At 56.0% G+C, this 25,635-nt stretch carries 27 protein-coding genes, 1 tRNA gene and 1 pseudogene; 9 read left to right on the top strand and 20 right to left on the bottom strand.

Translation table 11 applies throughout. The features are described from left to right. The 3 genes from soxX to B9P63_RS18250 form a co-directional block, all read right to left on the bottom strand. Positions 1–492 carry a sulfur oxidation c-type cytochrome SoxX gene (gene soxX / locus B9P63_RS18260; RefSeq protein ID WP_085311484.1) on the bottom strand — a complete coding sequence of 164 codons (492 nt, stop codon included), beginning with the start codon at positions 490–492 and terminating at the stop codon, positions 1–3. A 129-nt stretch (positions 493–621) separates the two neighbouring features. Beyond that, on the bottom strand, positions 622–1,203 hold the full coding sequence (locus tag B9P63_RS18255) for a thioredoxin family protein (RefSeq protein ID WP_085311531.1): 582 nt from the start codon (positions 1,201–1,203) through the stop codon (positions 622–624). A 25-nt stretch (positions 1,204–1,228) separates the two neighbouring features. Then, positions 1,229–1,966 carry a cytochrome c biogenesis CcdA family protein gene (locus B9P63_RS18250; RefSeq protein WP_085311482.1) on the bottom strand — a complete coding sequence of 246 codons (738 nt, stop codon included), beginning with the start codon at positions 1,964–1,966 and terminating at the stop codon, positions 1,229–1,231. Between the two features lie 70 nt (positions 1,967–2,036). Here B9P63_RS18250 and B9P63_RS18245 point away from each other — a divergent pair, with 70 nt between their 5' ends. The 3 genes from B9P63_RS18245 (at position 2,037) to B9P63_RS18235 (ending at position 3,894) form a co-directional block, all read left to right on the top strand. Next, on the top strand, positions 2,037–2,414 hold the full coding sequence (locus tag B9P63_RS18245) for a thioredoxin domain-containing protein (RefSeq protein ID WP_085311529.1): 378 nt from the start codon (positions 2,037–2,039) through the stop codon (positions 2,412–2,414). A 24-nt stretch (positions 2,415–2,438) separates the two neighbouring features. After that, a complete protein-coding gene (locus B9P63_RS18240; protein WP_085311480.1) occupies positions 2,439–2,774 on the top strand; it encodes an ArsR/SmtB family transcription factor in 336 nt (111 codons plus the stop codon). A gap of 61 nt (positions 2,775–2,835) precedes the next feature. Next, positions 2,836–3,894, top strand: coding sequence for a YeeE/YedE family protein (locus B9P63_RS18235; protein ID WP_085311478.1), 1,059 nt, complete (start codon positions 2,836–2,838; stop codon positions 3,892–3,894). Positions 3,895–3,967: 73 nt separating this feature from the next. Here the strand turns inward: B9P63_RS18235 and B9P63_RS18230 are convergent, their stop codons facing one another. Further along, positions 3,968–4,561, bottom strand: coding sequence for a riboflavin synthase (locus B9P63_RS18230; protein WP_085311476.1), 594 nt, complete (start codon positions 4,559–4,561; stop codon positions 3,968–3,970). Positions 4,562–4,673: 112 nt separating this feature from the next. On the opposite strand from B9P63_RS18230, the gene B9P63_RS18225 reads away from it, so the two are divergent. The 3 genes from B9P63_RS18225 to B9P63_RS18215 all read left to right on the top strand — a co-directional run bounded on the left by B9P63_RS18225 (position 4,674) and on the right by B9P63_RS18215 (position 9,278). Beyond that, complete coding sequence (locus B9P63_RS18225; protein ID WP_085311474.1) at positions 4,674–5,966, top strand: capsule biosynthesis protein; 1,293 nt, start codon at positions 4,674–4,676, stop codon at positions 5,964–5,966. Positions 5,967–6,069: 103 nt separating this feature from the next. Next, entirely contained in the window at positions 6,070–7,230 is a 1,161-nt protein-coding gene (locus B9P63_RS18220) for a polysaccharide biosynthesis/export family protein (protein WP_085311471.1), read from the top strand. 20 nt (positions 7,231–7,250) lie between these two features. After that, positions 7,251–9,278, top strand: a complete 2,028-nt coding sequence (locus B9P63_RS18215; RefSeq protein WP_245830749.1) for a capsular polysaccharide biosynthesis protein — start codon at positions 7,251–7,253, stop codon at positions 9,276–9,278. Here the strand turns inward: B9P63_RS18215 and ribD are convergent. The 12 genes and pseudogenes from ribD to B9P63_RS18160 form a co-directional block, all read right to left on the bottom strand. Further along, positions 9,275–10,369, bottom strand: a complete 1,095-nt coding sequence (gene ribD / locus B9P63_RS18210) for a bifunctional diaminohydroxyphosphoribosylaminopyrimidine deaminase/5-amino-6-(5-phosphoribosylamino)uracil reductase RibD (protein WP_281252387.1) — start codon at positions 10,367–10,369, stop codon at positions 9,275–9,277. The two genes, B9P63_RS18215 and ribD, sit on opposite strands and share 4 nt — an antisense overlap. Continuing rightward, complete coding sequence (gene nrdR, locus B9P63_RS18205) at positions 10,366–10,833, bottom strand: transcriptional regulator NrdR (protein ID WP_085311466.1); 468 nt, start codon at positions 10,831–10,833, stop codon at positions 10,366–10,368. The genes ribD and nrdR overlap by 4 nt, the downstream gene beginning before the upstream one ends. 588 nt (positions 10,834–11,421) lie before the next feature. Next, a complete protein-coding gene (gene hsdR / locus B9P63_RS18200; RefSeq protein ID WP_085311464.1) occupies positions 11,422–13,755 on the bottom strand; it encodes an EcoAI/FtnUII family type I restriction enzme subunit R in 2,334 nt (777 codons plus the stop codon). 15 nt (positions 13,756–13,770) lie between these two features. Continuing rightward, complete coding sequence (locus B9P63_RS18195; protein WP_085311462.1) at positions 13,771–14,907, bottom strand: restriction endonuclease subunit S; 1,137 nt, start codon at positions 14,905–14,907, stop codon at positions 13,771–13,773. Then, the gene (locus tag B9P63_RS18190) at positions 14,904–16,346 is read right to left on the bottom strand and encodes a class I SAM-dependent DNA methyltransferase (protein WP_085311461.1); all 1,443 of its coding nucleotides are present in this window, start codon (positions 16,344–16,346) and stop codon (positions 14,904–14,906) included. The genes B9P63_RS18195 and B9P63_RS18190 overlap by 4 nt, the downstream gene beginning before the upstream one ends. A gap of 64 nt (positions 16,347–16,410) precedes the next feature. Then, a complete protein-coding gene (locus B9P63_RS18185) occupies positions 16,411–17,427 on the bottom strand; it encodes a site-specific integrase (protein ID WP_085311459.1) in 1,017 nt (338 codons plus the stop codon). Between the two features lie 52 nt (positions 17,428–17,479). Further along, a complete protein-coding gene (locus tag B9P63_RS18180; RefSeq protein WP_085311457.1) occupies positions 17,480–17,905 on the bottom strand; it encodes a helix-turn-helix domain-containing protein in 426 nt (141 codons plus the stop codon). Further along, entirely contained in the window at positions 17,898–18,104 is a 207-nt protein-coding gene (locus B9P63_RS18175; protein ID WP_085311455.1) for a helix-turn-helix transcriptional regulator, read from the bottom strand. The genes B9P63_RS18180 and B9P63_RS18175 overlap by 8 nt, the downstream gene beginning before the upstream one ends. A 91-nt stretch (positions 18,105–18,195) precedes the next feature. Further along, positions 18,196–19,110, bottom strand: a complete 915-nt coding sequence (locus tag B9P63_RS18170; RefSeq protein ID WP_085311453.1) for a hypothetical protein — start codon at positions 19,108–19,110, stop codon at positions 18,196–18,198. A 27-nt stretch (positions 19,111–19,137) separates the two neighbouring features. After that, entirely contained in the window at positions 19,138–20,004 is an 867-nt protein-coding gene (locus B9P63_RS18165; RefSeq protein ID WP_245830757.1) for a tyrosine-type recombinase/integrase, read from the bottom strand. 117 nt (positions 20,005–20,121) lie between these two features. Then, positions 20,122–20,325, bottom strand: a pseudogene (locus tag B9P63_RS19500) (Arm DNA-binding domain-containing protein); the annotation flags it as partial. A gap of 166 nt (positions 20,326–20,491) precedes the next feature. Continuing rightward, positions 20,492–20,567, bottom strand: a tRNA-Thr gene (locus B9P63_RS18160). 246 nt (positions 20,568–20,813) lie between these two features. Here B9P63_RS18160 and B9P63_RS18155 point away from each other — a divergent pair. Continuing rightward, positions 20,814–21,695 carry a hypothetical protein gene (locus B9P63_RS18155; RefSeq protein ID WP_245830748.1) on the top strand — a complete coding sequence of 294 codons (882 nt, stop codon included), beginning with the start codon at positions 20,814–20,816 and terminating at the stop codon, positions 21,693–21,695. Positions 21,696–21,729: 34 nt separating this feature from the next. Here B9P63_RS18155 and B9P63_RS18150 read toward each other — a convergent pair whose 3' ends face one another. Beyond that, positions 21,730–21,993, bottom strand: a complete 264-nt coding sequence (locus B9P63_RS18150) for a DUF2312 domain-containing protein (RefSeq protein WP_085311449.1) — start codon at positions 21,991–21,993, stop codon at positions 21,730–21,732. 144 nt (positions 21,994–22,137) lie between these two features. On the opposite strand from B9P63_RS18150, the gene B9P63_RS18145 reads away from it, so the two are divergent. Both B9P63_RS18145 and B9P63_RS18140 read left to right on the top strand, forming a co-directional pair. After that, positions 22,138–22,353 carry a hypothetical protein gene (locus B9P63_RS18145; protein WP_085311447.1) on the top strand — a complete coding sequence of 72 codons (216 nt, stop codon included), beginning with the start codon at positions 22,138–22,140 and terminating at the stop codon, positions 22,351–22,353. A gap of 38 nt (positions 22,354–22,391) precedes the next feature. Beyond that, positions 22,392–23,072: a M48 family metalloprotease gene (locus B9P63_RS18140; RefSeq protein WP_085311445.1), complete on the top strand. Its 681-nt coding sequence runs from the start codon at positions 22,392–22,394 to the stop codon at positions 23,070–23,072. Between the two features lie 27 nt (positions 23,073–23,099). Here B9P63_RS18140 and B9P63_RS18135 read toward each other — a convergent pair whose 3' ends face one another. From B9P63_RS18135 to B9P63_RS18125, 3 genes are all read right to left on the bottom strand, one after another. Then, the gene (locus B9P63_RS18135) at positions 23,100–23,645 is read right to left on the bottom strand and encodes an RSP_2648 family PIN domain-containing protein (protein WP_085311443.1); all 546 of its coding nucleotides are present in this window, start codon (positions 23,643–23,645) and stop codon (positions 23,100–23,102) included. Next, complete coding sequence (locus tag B9P63_RS18130) at positions 23,642–24,841, bottom strand: RSP_2647 family RNA methyltransferase (RefSeq protein WP_085311440.1); 1,200 nt, start codon at positions 24,839–24,841, stop codon at positions 23,642–23,644. Before B9P63_RS18130 ends, B9P63_RS18135 begins: the two co-directional genes overlap by 4 nt. 62 nt (positions 24,842–24,903) lie before the next feature. After that, positions 24,904–25,602: a DUF6778 family protein gene (locus B9P63_RS18125; RefSeq protein WP_139816294.1), complete on the bottom strand. Its 699-nt coding sequence runs from the start codon at positions 25,600–25,602 to the stop codon at positions 24,904–24,906. Between the last annotated feature and the right edge of the window lie 33 nt (positions 25,603–25,635).

The raw sequence follows: 25,635 nt of genomic DNA, 5'->3' as shown, positions 1-25,635 counted from the left end.
TTACTCGTCTTTGAGTGTTGAAAGAAACGCGACGACATCTTCGATTTGCTCGGCGCTCAGAAGCGGATCGAGCGGACCATCTGCGGCTTTGCCCGTGTAGGCATTGCCCGGGCGAGTGAAGCCGTCAATCTTGTAGTAGGCTGGCATCATTGTGCCCTCGAACGTCATTTTCGAGTTGACCAGAATGCCGCGAAGCTCTGCCGCACTCCAACGATCCGCAGCACCGTCAAGTGCTGGACCGATATCGCCCTGAAACGGAATATCCGCCAGCGCGCCGACAACGTGGCAGGCCACGCAATTGCCGAGACTTCTGTTGCCAAGAACGACTGCGCCTTGCTCAGGATTGCCCGGCTTGCCCGTCAGAGACATTTCCACCTCGCCATATTCGCCGAATTTGACGTCCGTCGGTGCAATCATCTCCGCCCAGCTTGCGCTGCCCAGAGCAATGACACCTGCAACGCTTGCCGCTGCTATTTTATTAATCGTTTTCATAGTCCCTCCCGTCGTAACCATGCTTTGCATGACTGCATTTTGTATGGCTTCGGTATACCGTAGTTCACAGAGCCGTTATAACGCAACATCAAATTCACTAAAATGAATAAGTGATCCGAATTGTCGCGATCAGTCAAAACTGCCGTTGCTGCGCTCTTGAATACGGCGTGCGTGATAGCGCTGAAAATCTTCTCCGTTATCAAGCTCGTACCGCTTCTCCTTCACCCATGAGAACATATCCAAAGTGGTGCCCGCACCAAAGGCCCCGGGCATCACCGCGACCGCCGCTTGCGGCGTCGCCGCGCCCTCGCCCACCTCTTCGGGCAGGAACATCATCGAGGGCGTGAAAAGAATCCCCCACTTGCGCGCCATGTCTTTCTCGCTCAGCGTTTCGCCGTCAAAGTCGGTCACTTCAATGTCGCCGTGCAGGTTCAGCTGCACTACAAAATAGTTCTCTGAAATGTAATCACTGACTCTGGCCTGCGAGAAAACCTCTTTGTGCATCTTGGTGCAATAGATGCAGCCGCGTTGCTCGAAGATGATCATCAGGCGCTTGCCCTCGTCGTTGGCCTCTTCCAGATCCTCGCGCAGATCCTTAAAGGTATCGCGCATCCAATCGGTCTTGTGCAGGCCGTCATCACCAATGCTTGCCGCGCTCAAGGGCAGCGCAATCGCGCCGATCAAAAACCCGAGAAGTGTCCGCCGTATCATCATAACCCTCTCCCTTTACAAAATGTTATCCCAGCGACGTCAGCGCGGGGAACCAGCGGATCATCGCATCCGCAATAATATTGACGCTGCCCGTCGCGATCAGAATGGCAAAAACGATCAGCATTGCGCCCATGACTTTTTCCACATGTCCCAGATACTTGCGATTGCGCCCCATCCAGCCAAGGAAGGGCCGCGCGAACAAAGCAGCGAGCACGAAGGGCGCGGTCATCGCAAGGCCGTAGACCAAAAGCAGCAAACCGCCACGCCAGATATCGCCCATGCCGGATGCGATCATCAGGATCGAGGCCAGCGCAGGACCGACGCAGGGCGTCCAGCCAAAACCGAAGGCGAGCCCCATGACATATGCACCGATCAGCGTCGTCGGCTCTGCGGTGCTCTCGAACTTGGCCTCTCGATAGAGAAAGCCGATCCTGAGAACGCCCAGAAAATGCAGCCCGAACAGAAACAAGATGGCGGCAGCCACATAGCTCAGCGGCTCAAGCCATTGCCCGAAGGCCTGCCCGATCGCCGTCGCACCCATGCCGAGCAACACAAAGATCGTGCTAACCCCAAGCGCAAACATCACTGCCGAGATCACCAAGCGGCGCTGCGCCCCCGGCGCAATTTCACCGTCCCCGCGCAGCTCCGACATCGAAATGCCTGCCATGTAGCACAGATAGAACGGCACCATCGGCAATATGCACGGTGTGAAGAACGACAAAAGCCCGGCCAGTGCAGCGCCTGCGAATGATATTTCCAACATCACGGCTTCCTTGTGTTATTCACATATTCAAATTATGTTGATTGTTATCGCAGCGTCAATCGGGTTTCACATGTTACCGCTATTTTCCAGAGTCGCCCTCGGGCTTGGCCTTGCCGCCGCCCTTGCCAGTTCTGCCCTTGCGGCCGAGTTGATCATGGTCGAACAAAAGGGTTGTCATTACTGCGAGGCCTGGATGGACGAAATCGCACCGGCCTACCCCAACACCGCCGAGGGCAAATTCGCACCGCTTCTGCGCCGCGACCTCCACGACGGAGCCCCCGAGGGCGCGGCCTATGCACGGCGGGTGAATTTCACACCGACCTTCATCTTGATGGACGAGGGCCAAGAGATCGGCCGCATCGAAGGATACCCGGGCGAGGATTTTTTCTGGCCACTGTTCAATCAACTGCTTAAAGACAAGACAGCCTTCGTCGACGAGCGAAGCTGATGCAAGAATTGAGAGACTGACGCGATGGGGCTTCCTGTTTTAGACGTGAATATGAGCGACGAGGAGATCGACAAAGTCGTCTCTAATGCGCAAACAGCGTCGGCCTTTCTAAAAGCGATCAGCCATGAGGGTCGCCTGATGATCCTGTGCCATCTTGTCAGCGGCGAGAAATCAGTGACCGAACTTGAGGAATTGCTGGCCGCGCGCCAAGCCGCTGTGTCGCAACAACTCTCGCGTTTGCGCCTCGAGGGTCTGGTGATTCCGCGCCGCGACGGCAAGACGATCTATTACAAGCTGGCGGACGAACGCCCGCGCAAGATGCTTGAAACGGTTTACGAACTTTTCTGTAAAGACGACTGACACAGTATGATGCCGCGCATGGGTTAGCGCCGCAAATCCGTCAACTTGGGAGGGGACGCGGATGGAATTTCTCACATATGATACCACTTTGGTCGCGCTGTTCGGCGCGCTTGGCGGCATCGCCCTGGGCCTGGCTGCGCGCCTTGGCCGCTTTTGCACGCTCGGCGCGATCGAGGATGCGCTCTACGGCGGCTCTAGCGAACGTTTGCGCATGTGGGCGCTCGCCATCGGCGTCGCAGTACTTGGCAGCTTCACGCTTTTGGGTCTTGGCCTGCTTGATGCAGGGCAAGCGTTTTATCTCACGCAGCCGTTTTCCGTCCTTGCCAGCATTCTCGGCGGCCTCACCTTCGGCTACGGTATGGCGCTTGCTGGCAACTGCGGCTTTGGCGCGATCGCGCGCCTTGGCGGCGGTGATCTGCGCTCGTTCGTGATCGTGTTGGTGATGGGGGTGAGCACATATGTGGTGCTCTCCGGCCCGCTTGCTGCGCTGCGCGTTTGGGCGTTTCCCCAAAGCGGCGTGGCAGACACGCCTGCGGGCATCGCTCACGGGCTTGGCGCATACACCGGCCTTTCGCCAATCGCGATCGGCCTGGCGATCGGCGCGCTGATTTGCAGCGCTGCCTTTTGGCGAGGCCCGCTCTTGCGCGCGCCGAAATCAGCCTTTTGGGGGGCTGTCGTCGGCCTTGCCATCGTCAGCGGCTGGGCCGGCACATCCTGGGTGGCCAACGCGGGATTTGACGGATTGCCGGTGGTGTCGCATACATTTTCCGCGCCCGTGGGCGATGCAATGCTCTATGCAATGCTCTCCTCTGGCCTCACATTGAGTTTCGGTGTCGGATCGGTGGTCGGCGTCTGGATCGGTGCCTTCGTGGGCAGTTTGATCAAAGGGCATTTTCGCTGGGAAGCCTGCGAGGATCCACGTGAGCTACGCCGTCAAATCTTCGGCGCAGTCTTGATGGGCGGCGGCGCTGTGGTAGCGATGGGCTGCACCGTCGGGCAAGGCATCAGCGCATTCAGCCTGCTCAGCTACAGCGCGCCTGTGACGCTGCTGGCGATCTTCGCAGGCTGCGCGATTGGCTTACGCCAGCTAATCGAAGGCTTCCACCGCGCGCTTGAATGAGCGGTGGAAGGGGCTCTGCCCCGTCGATCAAAGATCGACCCCCCGAGGTATTTTCAGACCAGAGAAGCACGAGTTAGCCCCATTCGTGCAAACGCGCGACGTAGCGGGCCAGCGTGTCGATCTCCAGATTGACGGCATCGCCGATCTTGGCGTCGCCCCAAGTGGTCGCGACCTTGGTGTGAGGGATGAAATTGATTCCGAATTCCGCGCCATTGACTTCATTCACCGTGAGCGAGGTGCCGTTCAGCGCGACCGAGCCTTTGGAAGCAATGAATTTGGCGAGCGCCTCGGGTGCACGCAGGGTGACGCGCGTGCTATCGCCCTCGTCTTTCATCGCTATGATTTCGGCGACCCCATCCACATGACCCGACACGATATGACCGCCAAGTTCGTCGCCGACTTTGAGCGCGCGCTCAAGATTGAGGCGGCGGCCCGCGGGCCAATGGGTTACACCGATGTTGGTTTTGCTGACGGTTTCAGCGCTGATTTCGACGTCAAACCAATCGCTACCAAGCTCGATCACCGTCAAGCAGACCCCGTCGCAGGCGATCGACGCGCCAATGTCGATGCCTTTGGTGTCATAGCGCGTGCCAATGCGCGCGCGCAGATCGCCGCGCTGCTGGGTCTCGCGCACCGCGCCGATATCGGTGATTATCCCTGTGAACATCTGAATTGCTCCTTTGCCTGTGCGCGCTGGGGAAAATTTGGCGAAGTTGCGCCTTATTTTGACCCTATAATCTGTCTATGTCTTTCAAGAAATAATGAGTAGACCGAATGACATGAGCACCGCAACGGCGAAAAAACCTGTTTTTCTGTTCCTGCAAGGGCCGCATGGGCCGTTCTTTCACCGTTTGGGGCGTATGCTGCAACGGGCGGGCGCGGGCGTTTGGCGTGTGGGCTTTAATGCAGGGGACCGCGCCTTCTGGTTCCAGCCCTCCACCTACATCCCGTTTCGCGGGGCTTTGGGCGATTGGGAGAGCACGTTCGACGCGCTCGTTGCCGAGAAAAACGTCACCGATATCGTGCTTTATGGTGACACGCGCCCGGTTCATGCTACCGCGGTTGCACGCGCCAATGCGCTTGGCCTGCGTGTGCATGTTTTCGAGGAGGGCTATTTGCGTCCTTTCTGGGTCACTTACGAACGCGGCGGATCGAACGGAAATTCGCGGTTGATGGATACAAGCGTGGCGCAAATGCAATCCGCGCTGGAGCGCTCTGATATGGAAGCGCCGATGCCGCCGAGCCATTGGGGCGACATGCGCCAGCACGTGTTTTACGGCGCGCTTTATCATTGGTTCGTGATGTTCAGGAACGGTCAATACCGCAATTTTCGCACGCACCGCGATCTGCCGGTGATCAAGGAATTCCAGCTTTATGTGAAACGCCTATTGCTTATGCCGCTGCAAGGCCTCGAGCGACGCATCGCCACCTGGCGCATCCGCAATGGCGGCTTTCCATATCATCTTGCGCTTTTGCAATTGGAGCATGACAGTTCTTTCAAGATGCACTCCCCCTTCGAGACGATGACCGAGTTTCTCGAACTGGTAATCCGCGACTTCGCCAAAGGCGCGCCGCAGCATCACCACCTCGTTTTCAAAGCGCACCCGCTTGAAGATGGCCGCGTGCCTGTGCGCCGCTCGCTCAAGGAAATGGCCACGCGCTATGGCGTATCCAAACGTGTGCATTATGTGCGCGGCGGCAAGCTGGCGCAGCTATTGAACGACGCACGCACTGCGGTCACAGTAAATTCCACCGCCGGCCAGCAGGTCCTTTGGCGCGGCATTCCGCTCAAGACTTTTGGCAGCGCGGTCTATTCCAAACCTGAATTCGTCTCCGATCAACCGCTCGCCCAGTTTTTCAAGGCGGCCGAACGCCCGGACAATCGCGCCTACAAGGATTATCGCCGCTATTTGCTGGAAACCAGCCAAGTTCCGGGTGGCTTCTATTCCACCATAGGGCGACGCCAATTGCTGCGCCATGTGGTCGATATGATGCTTTCCAGCGAGGACCCCTATGATGCGCTGCTGTCCGGCACCGCGGCTCCGCGGCAACAGTTGCGGGTCGTGAACTAAAGAGTTCATTCTCTAACGCTAGCTTTTTATTTTGGATTCCCGTAGTTTACTTAAAAAGACCGATAGAGTCTGAGGCAGAGTAATAGGTCGAGGAGACCGAGCAGTGAAATCCTATACATCCAGATGGGCGAAATCCGCCTGCTTGCTGGCTGCTGTGGCGATGATATCGTCTTGCGGTTTGCCGCGCGTTGGGCCCAATAAAAAAGAAATCTACGAGGGCTCCGTGCAGCGCTCTGGCGATGCTTTCGTCGTTTCAGTTAATGACCGCGTCACGCGCGCGACCTCTGTCGTGCCCAGCCTTGGCTTTTCGCAAGCCTTTCAAAACGCAGGGCAAATTGGATCTGACACGATCCGTCCAGGTGACACGCTTGGGCTAACCATTTGGGAAAACGTCGATGACGGGCTACTCGCAGGCGAGACTTCGAACTCGACCTTGCTGGAAGAAGTTCAAGTCGATGGCGCAGGCTTTATCTTTGTGCCCTACGCAGGACGCATCCGCGCGGCGGGCAATTCGCCAGAAGCGATCCGGCGCACGATTACGCGCAAGCTAGAAGAGCAAACGCCAGATCCGCAGGTGCAAGTACGCCGCCTTGCAGGCGACGGTGCAACCGTGTCGCTAGTCGGCGCGATCGGCGGACAGGGCGTTTATCCGATCGAGCGGCCCACGCGCACGCTCTCGTCCATGCTTGCGCGCGCAGGCGGGATCGCGATCGAGCCGGAGATTGCGCAGATCACCGTGATCCGCGGCGCGGAGAAGGGTAAAATCTGGTTCCAGGACCTTTATAACAACCCTCAGATGGATATTGCCCTGCGCGGCGGCGACCGCATTCTGGTCGAACAGGACACACGTTCGTTCACCGCGCTTGGCGCAACAGGCAGTCAAAGCCGCGTCATTTTCGAAAGCCAGACACTGTCAGCCGTCGAAGCGCTGGCGCAGGTTGGCGGATTGATCAGTACCTCTTCCGATCCGACAGGCGTGTTCATTTTCCGCAACGAGCCGGTTGAAATTGCCAATCGCGTTCTTGGCCGCAACGATCTGCAAGGGGCGCAGCGTTTTGTCTATGTCCTTGATCTCACACGCCCGAACGGCATGTTCCAAGCGCGTGATTTCGTGATCCGCGATGAAGACACTGTCTATGTCACCGAAGCGCCCTTTACCCAGTGGAGCAAAGCGATTGCTGCGGTCACAGGCTCGCTCGGCGCGGTCGGGACGCTAACCACGACGGCAGATACGCTCGGTGTCGGCGCAGCCTCAGGCGGCTAAGCCCGATGTCGGAACACACGATGGAATCAGCCGCCGACGCAGAACAGCGTCGGCGGCTTTTTATTTACAACGGCGGCTTTTTGCGCCAGCCCCGATTGCGCCGTATTTTGCAACTTGCAGGCTATGATCTACGCGTCGGCAGGCCAAAGGACGGCGATGCGATCGGCGTTTGGGGCCACAGCCCCACTGCCCACCGCGGCGAAGCGGGCGCGCAAAAGCACGGTGCCCCGATCATCCGGATCGAAGATGCCTTCCTGCGCTCGGTTCTGCCCGGGCGCTCCGGCCAGCCCCCCATCGGCCTTACGATCGACAGTAGGGGCATGCACTATGATCCCGCTCAACTCTCTGATCTGGAAGACATTCTAACGAACCATCCTCTTGACGATACCGCTTTGATGAACCGCGCGCGCACGTGCATCGCACGCCTGCATGAAGCCCATTTGAGCAAATACAACGGCTTTGATCCAAACGCCCCCTGCCCCGAGCCGGGCTATGTGCTGGTGCTCGATCAGACCCTGAACGACGCCTCTGTCCTCAAGAGCGGCGCGGATCGAGCGACGTTCCTTGAAATGCTGGTTTTCGCGCAGGAAGAGCACCCCGGCAAGCGCATCATCATCAAGACCCACCCCGATACCATGGCAGGCAATCGCCGCGGCTATTTCAACGCAAGCGACGCCAATCACAACGTAACGCTTCTTGGTGAAAACGTCTCCCCCTGGACCTTGCTCGAGGGGGCAGCGGCAATCTATACCGTTTCATCACAGATGGGGTTTGAGGCGATTTTTGCAGGCCACAAGCCGCGCGTGTTCGGCAAGCCCTTTTATGCCGGCTGGGGCCTGAGCACGGACGAGCATCCCGTGCAGCGCCGACAGCGCCTGATCAGCCGTGCGCAGCTTTTTGCGGCGGCGATGATCCTCTATCCCAAGTGGTACGATCCCTACAGGAATTGCTTGTGCGAATTGGAAACGGCGATCGACGCGCTGGAGGCCCAGTCGCGTGCCTGGCGCGAGGATCACAAAGGCTGGGCCGCCAGCGGCATACGCCTTTGGAAACGCGCGTCGTTTCATCGCTTTTTCGGACAAAGCCGCGCGCTACGCTACGTAGACGATCAAGCCAAGCTAACCCACGCCATGGGCGACGGGCGCCGTCACATGGTATGGGCCAGCGCCAAGGATGCGCCGCTCAGCAGTCAAAGCCTGCGCATCGAGGACGGGTTTGTGCGCTCCAAAGGGCTTGGTGCAAAGCTGATCCCGCCGCTCTCGCTCGTATTGGATGATATGGGGATTTACTATGACCCCACGCGCCCTAGCCGGCTTGAGGAATTGATCCGCATGCGCCGCCTGCTGCGCCCTGATCAAAAAGAGCGCGCGCAAAGGCTGATCGGGCGGCTGAACGGTGCCGCGCTCAGCAAGTACAACGTCGGGCGCGCCGTGTTTGGCGATGTGCCCGCAGGCCACCGCATTCTGGTCCCGGGGCAAGTTGAAGATGACGCCTCTGTTCTTATGGGCACCAAAGTTGTCAGCACAAATCTGGACCTGCTCAGCGCTGCACGCGCTGCGAACCCGGACGCAGTGATCCTTTACAAGCCCCATCCCGACGTCGAGGCGGGTCTGCGCCAAGGCCATATCGCGCAGAACGATCTGGACGCGCTGTGCGACGGGGTTCTGGCCGATGTCGACCCGATTGCAGCGATCAACGCGGTCGATGAAGTGTGGACCATGACCTCCCTGCTCGGTTTTGAGGCGTTGCTGCGCGGCAAGCCCGTCACCTGCTACGGCGCACCGTTTTATGCTGGTTGGGGGTTGACCACGGACTTGGGCGCAGTGCCTGCGCGGCGCAGCACCAAGGTCTCTCTAGAGGCGCTCGTGCATGCCACGCTGATTGACTATCCTCGCTATTTCGATCCGGTCACTGGCATGGCCTGCCCAGTAGAGGTAGTGATTGAGCGCCTTGCCTCGGGCGATCTGCCAAAGCCGGGACCGTTCAATCGCAGCGCGTCAAAACTACAAGGTTTGCTGGCGGGCAAGGCGTATCTTTGGCGCCGCTAAGCGCGCTGCCACACATGTTCGATATCAGCGCCAAGGCGGCGGTGCGACACCAATCGCAGACGCGGTGCATCGCCAAGAACATCGCGGCCCATGGGCGCGATCGCGCCCAAGCCATCGGCGCCAATCGCAACGCCCGCGCTATGCACGATCAAGCGGTCCACCAGATCCGCGCGCAAAAGCGACGCAGCCAAATGCCCACCGCCTTCGCAAAAAACCCGTGTCAGCCCTTTGCTGCCAAGGGCGGTTAGCATCGCACGCGGCCCGATCCCCGCCTCTCCGCTCTCGCAGGAAATTAACGTCGCGCCCACTGCGGCGCAGGCTGCGCGCCGCTCTTCACTAGCGCTTTGCCCATGGCACAGCCAAAGGGGAATGTCGCGCGCGCTGCGAGCGAGCTTGCCGTCCAGGGGCAGGCTCAGGCCTTGCGCCGCGACGATGCGCACAGGTTGATGAGAGACGCCAAGACCGCGCGCCGTAAGCGCGGGATCATCCGCGCGCGCGGTCCCTGCCCCGATCAGCACCGCATCATGGTTTGCGCGAAACCCGTGCACAGCGCGGCGCGCTTCAAAACCTGTGATCCACTGGCTATCCCCTGTGCGGGTCGCGATGCGCCCGTCAAGCGTGAGCGCGAGTTTCAAGGTAAGCTGCGGGCGGCCAAGTTCGGTGCGCAGGAAAAATCCGGCGTTGTCCTCTGCCGCTTCACTGGCGCAAAGCCCGGTCTGCACCGCGATCCCCGCCGCGCGAAGCTGGGCAAAACCGCGGCCAGAGACGCGCGGATCACTGTCCTCCAACGCGGCCACGACGCGGGTGATACCCGCACCTATCAGCGCCTCAGCGCAGGGCGGGGTTTGACCATGATGCGCGCAAGGCTCAAGCGTGACATAGGCCACCGCGCCGCGCGCACGCGCGCCAGCTTGCGCCAGCGCCATAGTTTCCGCGTGCGGGCGACCGCCAGGCTGGGTCCAGCCACGACCGATCACGCGGCCCGCCTTGACGATCACACAGCCAACCGCAGGGTTGGGCCAGACACGGCCAAGGCCCCGCCGCGCAAGCGACAGGGCCGTTCTCATAAAAGCGTGATCGCTTTGGCTCACGTTTCGGGTGCCGTGTCCGGACGCAATTCGGAAACGAATTTATCGAAATCATCCGCCGCCTGGAAGTTCTTGTAAACACTGGCAAATCTCACATAAGCAACCGTGTCGATCCGCGCGAGCGCTTCCATCACGATCTCGCCAATCTGCTTGGATCCGATGTCGGTTTCGCCCATGCTTTCCAGCCTGCGCACGATGCCTGAAATCATCTGATCCATGCGTTCCGGCTCAACCGGGCGCTTTTGCAACGCGATGCGAATAGAGCGCTCTAGCTTGTCACGGTCGAAATCTTCGCGCCGCCCGTTTGATTTGATCACGACCAAATCGCGCAGCTGCACGCGCTCATACGTAGTGAACCGTCCGCCACATGCAGGGCAAAACCGCCGCCGCCTGATCGACACGTGATCTTCGGCAGGACGCGAATCCTTGACCTGAGTGTCTATATTCCCACAAAATGGGCAGCGCATGGCCGTCCCCCTTATTCAACTGTCTCTGCCTCTGGCTGTGGGTTAGCCCCACTTATCCAAAGGTTTTATAGGCGAGCCGCTAGGGTTTGGGTAGAGCCTATTTTCGGGCGCCGCATCTGGTGTGGCGCAGCGGACTCAGGCATGCGCCCAAAAAGCCCGGCGCTGATCGGCGCGAAGATCAACACCCAAATATGCACGTGTCAGGGCCTGATGGAGCGTTTGGTGAAATTTTCTTTGTCAAACACGGTAGATACCGATGACACATCACTTCTACTGCCCAGCAAAGTAAGAGCACGCCGCAGGTCCTAAACACAGGCTGATGTTTTTTGTGGAGCCGGTGGAAATGGTAAATTCGCAACCGGATCGGATGACAAGCTGGAGGACCACCTCGAAGATGTAGAGGTTTAGCTGGAGGACCAGAGCCAGAAAGCAGCGAATTGATGAATGATTTCAGTGATAAATGGTGCCCCCACACGTCTTCACATTCAGAATTTAAGCATTTGTTTAAATGCAATAAAATATACCGTGAAATACAAGATACCCCCAATAGTACCCCCAAAGCGTTTTCCTAAGGCTATTTCAAAGCTTTTAACTCGCGTACAAGTGAGCCTGAATATCAGTAAACGCTTGCTTGATCGTCGGGATTTCACCAAGTACGCGTTTAGCTCCGTTGGTGCCACCATACTTCACTTTTAGGAAATCACCAATCTTGCTCAAAGCAAGTTCATCAACACCGTGGATTTCATATGCGCCAAGAACGGCTTCTAAGAAAGTGCGCATCTCGCCATCAACCGTCGCAAGTCCGACTTCCCTTGCATGTTCTGCGCGTTCAGTTCGCATCAAGGGCAGCAATGAAAACCGCACATAGGCCAAGACATCGAAGATATCGCTGTTGGGCGCGTCGATCAGGCGCTTCATGTCTTCGAGGCGGTCGCTATCGTAACCCTTGTCAGCGAGTACCTTAGTGAAATTCAGACGCGTTTCAGGATTTCCCCAGATTTCGCGTAAGTGGTCTTCGTCGCGAACAAGATCACCAAGATCACCGAACAATTGCTGCATGAATTCTTCGCCCGAAATCAACTTGCCATCGTGTGAGAAGTACATGGTCGATGCGATGTACTTGATCTTGCGCTCTTTGCCATCTGCCAGCTTCACGACGATCTTCGCCTCGGGTTCATTTTCGGGCGGCTCTTTCGGGCCAGCGGGGCGCGGTTCACTTGGTGTCGCAGCGCGTGGCTCGGGCGTCTCAGGTGGCAACGGCTCACCATCCCACTCGGGATCGTTGAAATGTTCATAGGCTTTCACGAAATCATAGACAGTGAAGAAGTCCTTGCCCTCAAACGTCCGCGTCCCCCGCCCTACGATCTGTTTAAACTCGATCATCGACTTAACGGGTCGCATCAAGACGATGTTGCGCACGTTTCGCGCATCAACGCCCGTTGATAGCTTTTGCGATGTCGTCAGGATCGTTGGAATGCTCTTCTCGTTGTCCTGAAACTCGCGCAGGTGTTGCTCGCCCAAGGCTCCGTCATTGGCCGTGACGCGTTCGCAATAATGCGGGTCTTCGATGTCTTTGATCTGGTTTATGAAGTCACGTACCGCTAGCGCATGCTCTTGCGTGGCGCAGAACACCAACGTCTTTTGACGCGGGTTTATCTGATCCATGAACTCATGAATGCGGCTTTGCTCGCGCTCGGGGATCACGATCTTGGCGTTGATCTCGGCCTCTGTGTAAACGTGATCGGGATCAATCTCACCGCTCATGACCTCATCATCAGGATCGAACACATAGCTATCAATCGTGCTGGCCATTTGGCGCACTTTGAAGGGCGTTAGGAAGCCATCCTCGATACCGCTTCGAAGGGCATAAGTGTAAACGGGTTCGCCGAAATAACCGTAGGTATCCGCGTTGCCCTTGCGTTTAGGCGTGGCGGTCAGACCAAGCTGAACAGCGGGTTCGAAATATTCCAAAATCTTGCGCCAAGTGCTTTCGTCCTTGGCCCCGCCCCTGTGACATTCATCAATGATGATAAAATCAAAGAAATCAGGCTCGTACTCGCGAAAGTTAAACTCGCCATCCTCACCCGTCATAAACGTCTGGAAGATCGTGAAGAACACTGACGCATTGCGCGGCATCTTGCCCTTCTTGCTGATCTCTTTGGGATTGATCCGAGACAGCGCATCCTTCTCAAACGCAGAGAACGAATTATACGCCTGATCCGCCAGAATGTTGCGATCCGCAAGGAACAAGATACGCGGGCGGCGGGTTGGCTCGCCTAATAGGCTCCAACGCGACTGAAACAGCTTCCAAGCGATTTGAAACGCGATAGAGGTTTTGCCCGTCCCCGTCGCAAGCGTCAGCAGGATGCGGCGCTCGCCCGTCGATATCGCCTCAAGTACGGCGTTCACAGCGCGGGCCTGATAGTAGCGCGGTTGCCATTTGCCGCCATCTGTCTCGAACGGGATTTGCCCGAAACGGTCGCGCCATGCGTTGCCTGTGGGATAGCAGCGCTGCCAAAGCACATCGGGGGACGGTACGGCGTCCACCTCTTGCTCGGCCCCCGTATTGCGATCAATCTCGTAGGTGCGCAGCCCGTTGGTGCAATAGGCAAAGCGCGCGCCGATGCGGGTGGCGTAGTCAAGCGCTTGGCCGCGCCCCTCGGTATAGGGCAGGCTTGCGCGTTTGGCTTCCATAACGGCCAAAACATGACCATTCATGCGCAGCACGTAATCAGCGGGCTTGGGGCTGTCTGTGTGCCCCCCCGCGCCGATGCGACCGGGCCAAAGCATTTCTTCACGACTAACGCGCGCGCCGTCCACTTTGGCCGCCCCTTCCCAACCAGAGGCGGCAAGAACGGGATCAATCCGCATCGCGCGGGTATCTGCCTCGGTCTCATTCGGAAGGGGAGTTTGATCAATCATGGGTTGAGCTTAGCTTTAAGTTAATTCGCCTGCAAAGGCCTTTTGCAAAAGGGATTGGCGCAGGTCCGCGATGTCTTGGACTTTGGCTTGGTATTGCCGCTCTAAATCAATGCAAAGTGATCTAGCACCTTCGAAATCGGAGATCACATTGCGCTGTTCATCTAAGCCAACAATTGGCAGGGTCACTGTTTTGAGCCTAACTAAGGCGAGTTTCGGCTGCGCCGCAGTCCGTGTATTTAGGCCAACTTGATCCTGAAAGTTGGCAGTCTTTGAGAAAAAGTACACATACTCGTTCAAAATTTCCGGTACAAAAATCAATCGCGCCGCGTTTTCAGTTAAATGCGCACCATCAAGTTCCAACGGCACAATACCTGTCTTCCCGATTGTACCTGCAATACTGATGTACATATCTTCTTTGTTGATGATGTAGCGGCTTATTGCTTCATGGGTTTCTAAATCAATATACCCCAATTTGGCATAGTCGATTGAACCATCGTCAGTGAAATTTTTCACCGAGATATAGGGATAATCTGTTTTTTTCTCAGAAAACTTTGAACCTTTCGGTAGTCGTTTCCCGCCTTTTACTTGCGCAATTTCTTCAATTTTTTTATTCTCACCAACACTGGAAAGTTCAGCAAACCGTTCTTCAACTAACCGAACAAACAACTCCCGCGCGTTTTGGAGGTTGGTTTCGGCGTTCTCTTTGGCGCGGGTCAGCCCCTCAAACGCCGCATCCAAAACCGCCACAATCCGCTTTTGCACTTCGAGATTGCCCGCAGTAGCAACCAGTTCGCCATGCACATGGTTTCTGTTTAGGGTTGGGACGCCAGCCCCAGAGGCGAATTGTGAAAGATCAAAAGCCTGTAATAAATACCAAATATATTTTTCATCGTTTCCGTGGAAATCTTTAACGTACAATGCGGTATTCAACGGCCAAAAGTCAGCCTCGATGTAATGGACGGCCCCAATCGTTCCGCTTCGACCAGTGGTAACGCCGGGACCAGTAACTTTCGCCGTATCGTGAGTATCCGTTGGACCGTTGGAAGTGACCAAAGGAAATGGGCCATTAGTTCGTAGACGTTTTGGAAGATCGAAACCACGTTGGAGCGTACAAACCTCCCCAAGCGGCTTAACCTCCCACCCCGCCTTCACAGCATCCCCCTGATCTGATCCAAGATCGCGGCGGTCTCTGCATCGCGGGCTAGCATGTCCTCGATAATCTGTGCAGGTTCGCGCAGTGGCGCTTCCTCGGGTGCGAAGGGGTTTTTGACAGACATATCAAATGTCACTGCATCAATATCGCTGCGCAGCACTGTCCAGCTTTTTGCGCTGTCGGCTTTGGTTTTTTGCAGCTCGATAAACTCGGCCAATTCATCATCGCGCAGGGGGGATGATTTGCCCAAGGATCGTTCAGGGTCCAGTGCATAGAACCATGTTTTATGCGTCTTGCGTCCCTTCTCAAAGAACAGCACAACGGTTTTCACCCCTGCCCCCTGAAACACTTTCGCGGGGCAATCCAGCACCGTGTGCAGATTGCAAGTGTCGAGCAGTTCTTTGCGCAAGGCAGCGGCGTCGCCATTGCTTAGAAACGTGTTCTTGATCACCACAGCCGCGCGCCCGCCTGCTTTGAGCTTACGAATGAAGTGCTGAATGAACAGATAGCCCATCTCGCCCGATTTGATCGGGAAGTTTTGCTGCACCTCTGCCCGCTCGCCCGAGCCAAAGGGCGGGTTTGCGAGGATCACATCGTGGCGGTCTTTTTCCTGAATATCCATGACGTTTTCATTTAGCGTATTGGTGCGCCGGATATTGGGGGCGGTGATCCCGTGCAGGATCATGTTCATGATAGCGATGATATAGGCGAGCGATTTTTTTTCCTGCCCGTAGAATGTCTTGGTCTGGAGCGTGTTGAAATCGGTCGCGGAAATATCGGGGGTCAGCATTTGGCCATAAGCCTCGACCAAGAAGCCCGCAGAGCCGCACGCGCCGTCATAGACGGTTTCGCCGATCTTGGGGTCTGTGACTTTGAGCATGGCGCGGATCAATGGGCGCGGCGTGTAGTATTCGCCGCCATTGCGCCCCGCGTTGCCCATGCGTTTGATGCGGCTCTCGTAGAGGTCGGATAGTTCGTGCTTGGCCTCTTGCGTGTTGAACTCCAGCCCGTCCACGATTTCCAGCACATCACGCAGCGAATAGCCCGAGCGGAATTTGTTAGTGATCTCCGAGAAGATTTCGCCGATCTTATATTCGATGGTGTCGGGGCTGGTCGCATCCTCGCGGTATTTCTTGAGGGTCGGAAAAAGCGTGGTGTTGACAAAGGTGATCAGGTCGATCCCTGTCAGCACGTCCTTGCGATCTGTCCCGTCCTCATTCTTGGCCGATGCCCATGTTTTCCAGCGCATTTCGGTTGGCAGCGTTGGGGAGTAGTCTTTGCCCTCTAACTCTGCCTCATCCTCGCGTTCTTGTTCGATGTCATCGAGGTATTTGAGGAACAATATCCAAGAGGTTTGCTCGGCATAGTCCAACTCCGACGCAAGCCCCTCTTCATTGCGAAGCTCGCGGTCGATGCTGTTGAAGGCGTTTTCAAACATTGGGATTCCTGCGCTTTCTTGTCAGGGTATGTTTTCACCGAGGGATGAACAACGCAAATTTGATTTAGCCGGTTTGTTTGATCAACTCCGCTTGGCGCTCTGTACTGACAGGACAGTAAGCGCTGATCGTCGTGATCACGCTGGTATGGCCAATGTTCTGCGAAAACGCCTTAAACGCCTCTCGGCTCGGGTATTTCGTATCGGCCCACTTCACGAGCGTCTTTCGGAAGGCATGTGGCGTGAAGGCAGGCAGATCAGCGCGCAGAAATGCTTCGCGGATCGCTTGGCGCAATGCGTTGGCCGTTTTGTAAGTTTCGCGCCTAAACCCCGTTACTTTGAATGAGCCATCAACCACTTCGTTTTTTGGCGGCGGAAAGAGAGCGTCATCAGGACCGAAGAGTTTTTCCTTGCGAAGGAAATCCATCCAGCCTTTGAAAACATCCAAATATTCAGGGTCAACTGGCAAGAAGTATGTCGTGAAGGTTTTGGAGTTTTTCGTCTTCACCTCGCGCGCATCCTGATAAACACAGCCATCAACCATATTGATATGTTTGAGCCTAAGTGAAGCCACCGCCCCGTCACGCGCACCCGTTAGCATGAAGAAGGCAAAGAGCGCTTTGTTGCGGCGTTCGATCTCTGTTTCCTCTGGCATGTAGGAAAACGCATGTCGGGCCATTTCCATTGAAGGATATGGCGTTTCGCGCGATGCACTGGCGATCCGCGCACCTTTGGCATTCATGTTGAAATAGTCTGCATCGGAATGCCGGATGCGGCTTTTGTAGCCTTGCTGATCGGCGAGCCAAAAGAAGAACTTTTTGTTCGCGGAAAGAACGGATCGGATTGTTGACTTAGAAAGCGGCTTGCGCGTTTGCTTGTTCACCTCGCTGTCCAAAGCGTCTTGAAACTTGATGACTTGTTCAATGCGAAACTTCTTAAAGCTGGTGTAACGGGTACTTGCCTCAAAGCGCAAAATGCCCTCTGCTGCTTTCAAAACAGTGCTGGCGTCCCTACTCTTTGCTGTCTTGAGAAATTGCAAGTAACGGCGTTTGATCCGTTCGTTGTCTTCGTTCATTTTGCGCATGGCTTAACGTTCCTTTGTAAGTGTTAGTTTAGGCGTAGAAAGACGGTGTCTCTTAGGCTGCGCTCTTGGCGCTTTTCGTGAGATGGAAGGTTTCAGCGAATTTAGGGATGTCGCGTGTTGCGATGATGCGCGTTGCAGTCGCTCCGCACCGCGCGCACGTTCCCCTTAGCAGCGAAGTTTTGGTCGTGAGAGGAACCATGCTCACGCGCATCCCCTCTGGCTTGCGCCCTGCCCTGCAACACAGACAGGTCAATTCATCAGGCTCCAATGGTTGCTTTGCGGCTTTGTTCTTCTCTTGAATATATTTGCGCAGAGCCAAGCCAGAAATCAGCATCGGTTTGCGGGATGACATCACGGGCAAACCGTCCTTAATCCAATTACGAATTGTTGCGGTAGACTTGCCAAGCGCTTTCGCAGCCTCTTCGGGCGTGTAGACTAACACCGCCTTGATCCGCATCGGGTTCGCGCGCTTACCCATTGGGGTCACCCTCATATAGAGCGCGGATCTCTTCGACCTTCCAAACGGTCGTACGCGGGCCTAGTTTTTGAGGTTGTGGGAAGCGCCCATCTTTAACACCTTGCCACCAAGTTGATTTAGCAACGGGTATCGGACCTATGGGCGAGAGTATTTGTGACAAGCGGACAAAGCCTGTTCGAGGGAAATTTGGTAAGTCCATTGCAGTTCTCCTGAATGCGGTTGCGTTCAGCCAAGCCTGCTAAAATAAAGAGAAATCTTGTTGGAATCCCCAACTTTCCTTTAGGAATCCGCTAACTCTGTTTTTTCCAATATTCGTCGTCCACAAATTCCATCGCTTCCAGCAGCCATTTTCGGATGGTTTTGGTGTCCATGGATTCTCCTATGAACTCAAGATCATCGCGAATGCGAGAAACAGCTTCACTGCGCTTTGCATGAGGATCAAAGCTGTATTGCTCACAGGCCATCGCAGCTAAGAGCTTTAGCAATGTGCGCTTTTCTTGGGATGAGAAATTATCTGGCGATATTACCAGTTTAGATTTCTCGGATGGCCAACGAGAGTCCAATTGCGCTTTGAACTCTGGATGAACGTCTGTGCCAAGTTTATCAAAAATGGCGTTTAATTCGCGCGCCGTCATATGCGCGTAGCCAAAACCACCAAAGTGAAAGAAGCGTGTGAACTGTTCTCTCCGCTTAAGCAAAAACTTATATGCTGGCCATAAAGTTTCTCGCTTTTCTCTCAGAAGAGCGTCGATTTCATCATCATCTATTTTGTCAGGTTCTACACCCAGCGAAAGGGTTACGGCTTCGTTCAAGCTGTAACTTGGTGTTTGTCCCCAATGCTCAAAATCAGCTCGAAACTGCTCATGACCAAAACCTGCTTTGATGGGGGGAGGAGTATATTTCCAAAGCTTTCGGAGGCTCTCAAGTTCCAGAGTTTCCCATGCCTCAATCGACGCTGACACTTGTTCAGTATCAGCAGCGCAGATCAATTTCGCTAAATCTTGATCATCCAGCCCTGCTAAATGTTCCCGCAACGAGGCTTTCAACAATTGAAGCCTCTTACTAAAAAATTCGAATTCAGACCGTTCATCTGGACCTATGCAATGCCCGATCTCGGGCATTTCCCAAGTCGCAAGTTTTTTAAGCTTTGCTGCGACTAACTTGCCAATAGTTTCTTCACGAAAGCCGTTAGAATTGTCGGACATAGATACCTCTCAACGTACACTATGCGACTATCCTGCCCTTATGTTTTCCAAAAATCCAGCCCACCAATCAGCAAGCTTCACACGGTCATCCCAATGCTCTCCTCGTGCGTAAGCCCTTCGCACTTCGTTCTTCTCTACATGTGCAAGCGCCCTTTCAATTGCATCTGGATTCCAAAGCCCGCTTTCATTTGCAAGTGTTGAAAAACTTGCACGAAAGCCGTGTGCTGTCATTTCATCTCCAGAATAGCCCATACGACGCAAAGCGGCGTTCAGCGTGTTCTCTGACATAGGGCGATGCCAAGAACGTAGGCTTGGGAAAAGGTACGCACCTTCCCCTGTGATCTCTTTCAACTCCTCAAGAAATTCCAAGGCTTGCGACGGCAACGGAACCAAGTGATCACGTCGCATCTTCATCTTAGCCGCTGGAAGTGACCAGATCGCGGATTCGAAATCTATCTCTTCCCATTTTGCATTTCTTATCTCCCCCGGCCTTTGAGCGAGCAAAGCCAAAAGCTGCAAACCAATGCGCGTTGTTGCTTGGCCATCAAACACATCGATCTCGCGCATAAGCTGGCCCAGTGCCTTGGGATCAGTGATCGCGGCGCGATGTACGCGAGTTGGGCGAATTAGTGCATCCCTGAGCGCATAGGTTGGGTCTGTTTCAGCTATCCCGCTTGCAACAGCATAGCGAAAGACTGAACCAATTCTAGCGCGCAGGCGATGCGCAGTCTCATAGTTTCCTTTCGCCTCAACCTTGCGCAATGTCTTCAGAATCATCGGCGCGGTGATTTCGGTGATCGGTTTCTTGCCAATATCACGGCTCGCCAGCTTTAGGTGATATTCGGTCTTATCCAAGGTCGCCTTGGACTTCCCCTCTTTGCGCTGCTTGGCCAAGAAGGCGTGCCCCAGCTTTTCAAAGGTTTCACCTTTGGCGGCTTGTCTAATCCGCATTTCTTCTTGCTTGGCATCGCTTGGATCATTGCCAGCGGCAACCAAAACGCGCGCTTCGTCTTTTACTTTACGCGCTTGGGCAAGGCTTACATCTGGATAGACGCCAATCGAAAGCAGCTTCTCTTTGCCATAAAGCCTGTATTTGAATTGCCACAGCTTCGACCCGTTGGCTTTCACCAAGACATACAAGCCTTCAAAGTCTGAGACCTTGTAAGCCTTATCGCGGGGTTTAAGAGATCGAACCTTAATATCTGACAATGGCATCGCTGGGGGTATCACTTTTTCGCTTCAAACCCGATACCCCCAAAAACACCCCCTATCTGGGGGTATCGTATCGGACGCCACTAAACAGCATCGGACAAAGAGCTATCGTGAAACCCTTATAACACAGGGTTTTTCGGATGTCTTTGGACTTTATCGGATTGGAAAATGGTGCCCCCACACGGACTCGAACCGCGGACCTATTGATTACAAATCAATTGCTCTACCAGCTGAGCTATAGGGGCACTGCGAGGCGGAATACAAAGAGACGCGCGGGCTCGCAAGAGGGTTTTTGAAGAAAATCGGAAATATTTTCAAAGCCCCTTTTTCGCGGCCCGTTCTTGCAGGCCGGATTAGGCGCGAACAACGCCTCATGGCGCTCAAAGCCAGAGCCAGCATCCACGTCCTAACTTCGCTTCGAAATCGGTTTAACTGGCGCGAAAAGCGCTTATAGTCGAATGCTCAGGCAAATATCCCAACAGCAGGCAGGTATGCAGATCATTCTTCACGCGGGTGCCCACTCTACGGACGAGGGGCGGCTTTTGAAAACACTCTTCAGAAACAGGGCGGCATTTCAAGAGCGTGGCATTGCGCTGCCGCGTCCGCGTCATTACCGCCAATTGCTCAGCGCTACGGTCAAGGCGCTCTCCAAACGTCCAGTGGGCCCAGATTCGCGCATGGCGTTTCTTGATGCGATCATGGATCAGGATTCAAATGAAGTGGATCGCCTTGTTCTGCACAGTGAAAACTTTTTCTGCGTGCCGAAAATCGCCTTTAGCAAGGGCCGCATCTATCCGATGGCCGGCACACGCCTTGGCTATCTGAGCAATCTGTTCGCAGAAGATGAACTCGAGCTTTTCATTGGCTTGCGTAACCCTGCCACGCATTTGCCCGCCATGTTTGCAGCGACGCCGCATACGCAGTTCACCGAATTTCTCGATGGCGCTGATCCGCGCGATATCTACTGGTCCGATCTAATCACATCGATCCGACAAGAAGCGCCAAATGTGCGGGTCACTGTTTGGTGCAACGAAGATACACCGCTGATCTGGGGAGAATTGGTGCGCGAGATCGCCGGCCTTGCCGCAAACGAGCCGATCGAGGGCGCTTACGATCTTCTGGCCGAAATCATGAGCGCAGAGGGCATGGCCCGCTTCGAGAGCTATCTCAAGAGCCATCCCGACATGAGCGAAATGCAAAAGCGCCGCGTGATTTCTGTGTTTCTGGACAAATTTGCGCTGGATGACATGGTCGAGGAGGAGGTAGATCTACAAGGCTGGACCGAGCCGCTGATCGATCAGATGACCGAGCAGTATGACGAGGATATCTTCAAGATCAGCCGAATTCCCGGCGTCGAATTGCTCAGCCCCTGATTTTGCAGCCCATAGGCCAGCGCGTCAAAGCGCCCTAGCCCTGCATCCCGAGCGCTTCTTTGTACATTTCCAGAACCGCCTCTTCTTCGGCGATATCATCGGGTTCACGCTTGCGCAGCGCAATAACCTTGCGAATGACCTTGGTGTCATAACCGCGCCCTTTGGCTTCGGCCATCACTTCCTTGGATTGCTCTGCAAGGTCCTTTTTTTCCTGATCGAGGCGCTCGAGGCGCTCGATAAATTGGCGCAATTCATCTGCGGTCACGCGGTAGCTGGTATCGCCGATTACATCTGACATGGGTGCACTCCGATCATTGGAAAATATATCGCCCCTCCCCTAGCGCCCCGCAATGCGCGGTGCAAGGGCTTGCGAGCCGCGCGCTTGCACGTTACGCGATGCGCGAATGTTTTGCACAATGGACCAGCAATTGGAGGGTCGGCTATGGACAGTTTGATTTGGATGGGTGCTGCGATCTCCGGCTTGGGCGTGATCGGGTTGCTCTTAAGTATCGTCAAGGTAAACACAGCGCGCCGCGCAAAGCTGGGCGATGAAGAGTTGCGCGCCGAAGTCAAAAAGGCGTTACCGCTCAATCTGGCCTCGTTGCTGCTGTCGGTCATGGGTCTGATGATGGTGATTGTCGGTATTTTCCTCGGATAACGCTTGCCTAGACGGGGGCGGCGACACATATCTAACTCATGTTGAAATTCGCCCCCATTCTTCTGGCCATCGTCTATGGCCTTGCGATGTACCGCTTTTCCGTGTGGCGCACGAGCCGAGAACTTGATGCGAAATCAAGCGAGTTGGCGGATCCGGCGCTAAAGCCGATCATGGACGCAATGGCGCGCGCGCTCGATCTGCCGCGCGTTCGGGTGCATATCTACGAGATCGATCCGGTCAACGGGCTCGCTGCGCCGGACGGGCGGATTTTCATCACGCGCGGATTTTACCAGAAGTTCCGTCAGGGCGAGGTGAGCGGCGAAGAAATCGCCTCCGTAATCGCACATGAGCTTGGCCATGTCGCCCTTGGCCATTCGCGTCGCCGTATGATTGATTTCTCCGGGCAGAACGCGCTGCGCACAGCGCTGGCGATGGTGATCGGGCGCTTTGTGCCGGGTGTCGGCCCATGGATCGCCAATATGCTGACGTCGTTGCTCGCAGCGCGTCTGTCGCGCTCTGATGAGTATGAGGCAGACGCTTATGCCGCGGCCCTACTTACCAAGGCCGGGATTGGCGTAGCGCCGCAAATCTCGCTGTTTCGCAAGCTTGATGCGCTGACCAAAAGCCAATCGGGGCGCGCACCCGCTTGGCTGCTCAGCCATCCCAAAACCGACGAGCGGATCGCGGCATTGGAAAAACTGGACGCGCGCTGGAGCTAGACCCACGATTTTTCTCGAAAAATCGGATCACGCGCCGATCAGAGCTTTGCCCAGACGCGGCATGCGCGCCTTTTTCATAAGATCCTTCATGCTCCAGCCCTGCCCCGAGAGCGCATTCGCCTTGTCCAGAACGCCGCGCGCCACATGTGCGATCATCTCCGGCTGAGCTTGCCAGAACCCGTAGAGCAGCGCGTCAGGATTGACCCGACTCAGCGCTTCTTCGGCCAGAATACCCGCTGGGAAATCCTTGTTGTTCATCGTAACAATCCCGTCCGCACCGCCAATCACCGCCGCCGCGATCACATGTATGTCCGATGGATCAGGCAACCAGAACCGCGCTTCATGCTCCTCCGCATAACGCACGAGCGCGCGCGGGAAGGCCGCGTTCAGCAATGCGCTCTCGCCCATCACCTCGAGCGCAGCGGACTCGCCGTGCTTAAGCACGGCGCTCCGCCATTCCTCGAGGATGCGCGCAGACCAGAGCGGCTCAAACGCACCAGCACGCGCCGCCCCGATTAACATCTCTCGCATCACCGTGGGATACAAAACGCATGTATCCAGCAGCAGTTTCACAGGCGGTAGAACAGCGCTTTCAGGTATCCGCTTTCTGCCAGTTGCGGCATCAGCGGATGATCCGGCCCAGCGAACCCTGTGTGAATGAGCGATCCCGCCCGCTCTGCGCGGCCAATTCCACGCGTGCAGGCAAAGCGGAATTTACCAAGGTCCGCCGCATGCGAGCACGAGCACAGCACTAGATATCCACCCTCACGCACCAAAGGTGCAGCCAATTTCGCAAGCCGCTCATAGGCGCGAAGGCCTACTTCCAGCTTGGCTTTGCCCGGCGCAAACGCAGGCGGATCGCAAATCACAACATCGTATTGCGCGCCCTCGCCGGCCAAGGCCTCCAGCACATCAAAGGCATCGCCTTTGCGTGTCACCATCTTATCTGCAAAGCCTGATTTTTCAGCGCCCGCCACGGCCAATTCCAACGCAGGCGCAGAGCCATCCACGCAAAGCGCGGATGTCGCGCCGCCCGCAAGCGCCGCCAAAGCAAACCCGCCCACATGCGAGAAAACATCCAGAACCTCTGCGCCCTCGCTCAGGCGCGCGGCAAAAGCGTGATTGGGGCGTTGGTCGTAGAACAACCCGGTCTTTTGACCGCCCGTGAGATCCGCCGCGTAAAATGCACCGTTCATCGGCACCATCAGCGCCCCGCCCGGCGCTGCGCCAAGCAAAACCGCATTCACATCATCCAAGCCCTCAAGCGAGCGCGTGCGCCCCGCCGCGTTCTTCAGGATATTCAAGCAGCCCGTGACCTGCGCCAAAGCCGCCGCAAGCGGCTCCAGCAACAACTCTAGCCAAGCGGCATTCGGCTGCACCACGAGCGTGTCACCAAAGCGATCCACGACCAATCCGGGAAGGCCATCAGCCTCTGCGTGGATCAGACGATAATAAGGTTGATCAAACAGCCGCGCGCGCAGTTCCAGCGCGCGGGTGATTTTGGCGGCGAACCAGGCTTGATCAATCAAAGCGTTCACATCGCGCTCGATCATCCGCGCGGTAATGCGCGAGAGCGGATTGACTGCGACCAAACCCATCGGGCTACGCTCGGCATCCTCCAGCACGGCAATTGTGCCGGGTGTCAGGTTTTTACTGCGCCGATCAAGGACGAGTTCATTATCATAAACCCAAGGGGCACCGTGGCGGATCGCGCGGGCGTTAGCTTTGGGTTTAAGGCGAAGGACGGGAAAAGGGGGCGCTATTGTCATAGCGTCCCCTTAGCGATTTCATGGCGCTCTGGAAAGGATCAGTTTTGATCCAACCGCCAAGATCAGTTTTTATTCAAAGCGACAAAAAAGCCGGTGTTGTTATCCTGATAGCCCGCGGGCTGGGTCAACTCGGCCATCAAAACCTGTTCCAGAAACGCCGTGACGCGGGTTTTCTGGGTTTCGCCGCGCCGCTCCCCTTCAAGGGCAGCACTCCCTTTCAGCGCATCGAGATTGGAAACCACTTCACGCGCCGGACGCAGCGTCGCGCCGCTCACCGGATCAAGTAGCGTCACCAGAAAATTCATATTGTGCACCCCCCCCGTCGAATAGCGCGCCTTTTCGGACAGGCCATGAAAGCGCGTGACCTGAATGTGCATGTGAACAGGACGCGAGCCTTGCAGCTTGCCGGCGGCATTTTGCGCGCTCCGGGTCAGGATCGCTTCGACCTGTTCATAGCGATCGCCGTACATGTCACCGCGCCAGACGATATCGCCTTTGGGATAGTAAGAATTTTTTTCCGAAACCGAAAGCGTGCGCGGCACATCAACTGAAACCTTCGCGATTGCAACGTCGGGGATGAAAATCTGCGCGCCATCCATTTGAGACAATTGATTTGCAGGCAGGGCTGTCACGGGCTGGCTCAGGGCTGCGTTACCATCAACCCCTGCAAGTGTGGCGTTGCGGCTGGCCATTTGCGGGCCTGCGCAGGCGGAAACCGAAACGGCCGCCAGAGTAAGCATCATCATACGTAAAGTTTTCATATCGTCCTCCAGACCATGGGGTCTATGTGTGCA

Origin of the sequence: Planktotalea arctica (assembly GCF_002105285.1) — a bacterium.
GTDB lineage: Bacteria > Pseudomonadota > Alphaproteobacteria > Rhodobacterales > Rhodobacteraceae > Planktotalea > Planktotalea arctica.
The sequence above is the reverse complement of the archived record's forward strand: the minus strand, read 5'-3'. Positions and strand labels throughout refer to the sequence as shown.

Bases quoted from the DNA above. Each gene is read 5' to 3' on its own strand.
- B9P63_RS18250 (WP_085311482.1), bottom strand. From the start codon at position 1,966: ATGTTGGAAATATCATTCGCAGGCGCTGCACTGGCCGGGCTTTTGTCG.
- B9P63_RS18185 (WP_085311459.1), bottom strand. From the start codon at position 17,427: ATGCGCAAAATGAACGAAGACAACGAACGGATCAAACGCCGTTACTTG.
- B9P63_RS18150 (WP_085311449.1), bottom strand. From the start codon at position 21,993: ATGTCAGATGTAATCGGCGATACCAGCTACCGCGTGACCGCAGATGAA.
- B9P63_RS18175 (WP_085311455.1), bottom strand. From the start codon at position 18,104: ATGGACTTACCAAATTTCCCTCGAACAGGCTTTGTCCGCTTGTCACAA.
- hsdR (WP_085311464.1), bottom strand. From the start codon at position 13,755: ATGATTGATCAAACTCCCCTTCCGAATGAGACCGAGGCAGATACCCGC.
- soxX (WP_085311484.1), bottom strand. From the start codon at position 492: ATGAAAACGATTAATAAAATAGCAGCGGCAAGCGTTGCAGGTGTCATT.
- B9P63_RS18180 (WP_085311457.1), bottom strand. From the start codon at position 17,905: ATGGGTAAGCGCGCGAACCCGATGCGGATCAAGGCGGTGTTAGTCTAC.
- B9P63_RS18245 (WP_085311529.1), top strand. From the start codon at position 2,037: ATGTTACCGCTATTTTCCAGAGTCGCCCTCGGGCTTGGCCTTGCCGCC.
- B9P63_RS18145 (WP_085311447.1), top strand. From the start codon at position 22,138: ATGGACAGTTTGATTTGGATGGGTGCTGCGATCTCCGGCTTGGGCGTG.
- B9P63_RS18140 (WP_085311445.1), top strand. From the start codon at position 22,392: ATGTTGAAATTCGCCCCCATTCTTCTGGCCATCGTCTATGGCCTTGCG.
- B9P63_RS18215 (WP_245830749.1), top strand. From the start codon at position 7,251: ATGGAATCAGCCGCCGACGCAGAACAGCGTCGGCGGCTTTTTATTTAC.
- nrdR (WP_085311466.1), bottom strand. From the start codon at position 10,833: ATGCGCTGCCCATTTTGTGGGAATATAGACACTCAGGTCAAGGATTCG.
- B9P63_RS18190 (WP_085311461.1), bottom strand. From the start codon at position 16,346: ATGTTTGAAAACGCCTTCAACAGCATCGACCGCGAGCTTCGCAATGAA.
- B9P63_RS18155 (WP_245830748.1), top strand. From the start codon at position 20,814: ATGCAGATCATTCTTCACGCGGGTGCCCACTCTACGGACGAGGGGCGG.
- B9P63_RS18170 (WP_085311453.1), bottom strand. From the start codon at position 19,110: ATGTCCGACAATTCTAACGGCTTTCGTGAAGAAACTATTGGCAAGTTA.
- B9P63_RS18240 (WP_085311480.1), top strand. From the start codon at position 2,439: ATGGGGCTTCCTGTTTTAGACGTGAATATGAGCGACGAGGAGATCGAC.
- B9P63_RS18125 (WP_139816294.1), bottom strand. From the start codon at position 25,602: ATGAAAACTTTACGTATGATGATGCTTACTCTGGCGGCCGTTTCGGTT.
- B9P63_RS18235 (WP_085311478.1), top strand. From the start codon at position 2,836: ATGGAATTTCTCACATATGATACCACTTTGGTCGCGCTGTTCGGCGCG.
- B9P63_RS18255 (WP_085311531.1), bottom strand. From the start codon at position 1,203: ATGATACGGCGGACACTTCTCGGGTTTTTGATCGGCGCGATTGCGCTG.
- B9P63_RS18230 (WP_085311476.1), bottom strand. From the start codon at position 4,561: ATGTTCACAGGGATAATCACCGATATCGGCGCGGTGCGCGAGACCCAG.
- B9P63_RS18225 (WP_085311474.1), top strand. From the start codon at position 4,674: ATGAGCACCGCAACGGCGAAAAAACCTGTTTTTCTGTTCCTGCAAGGG.
- B9P63_RS18130 (WP_085311440.1), bottom strand. From the start codon at position 24,841: ATGACAATAGCGCCCCCTTTTCCCGTCCTTCGCCTTAAACCCAAAGCT.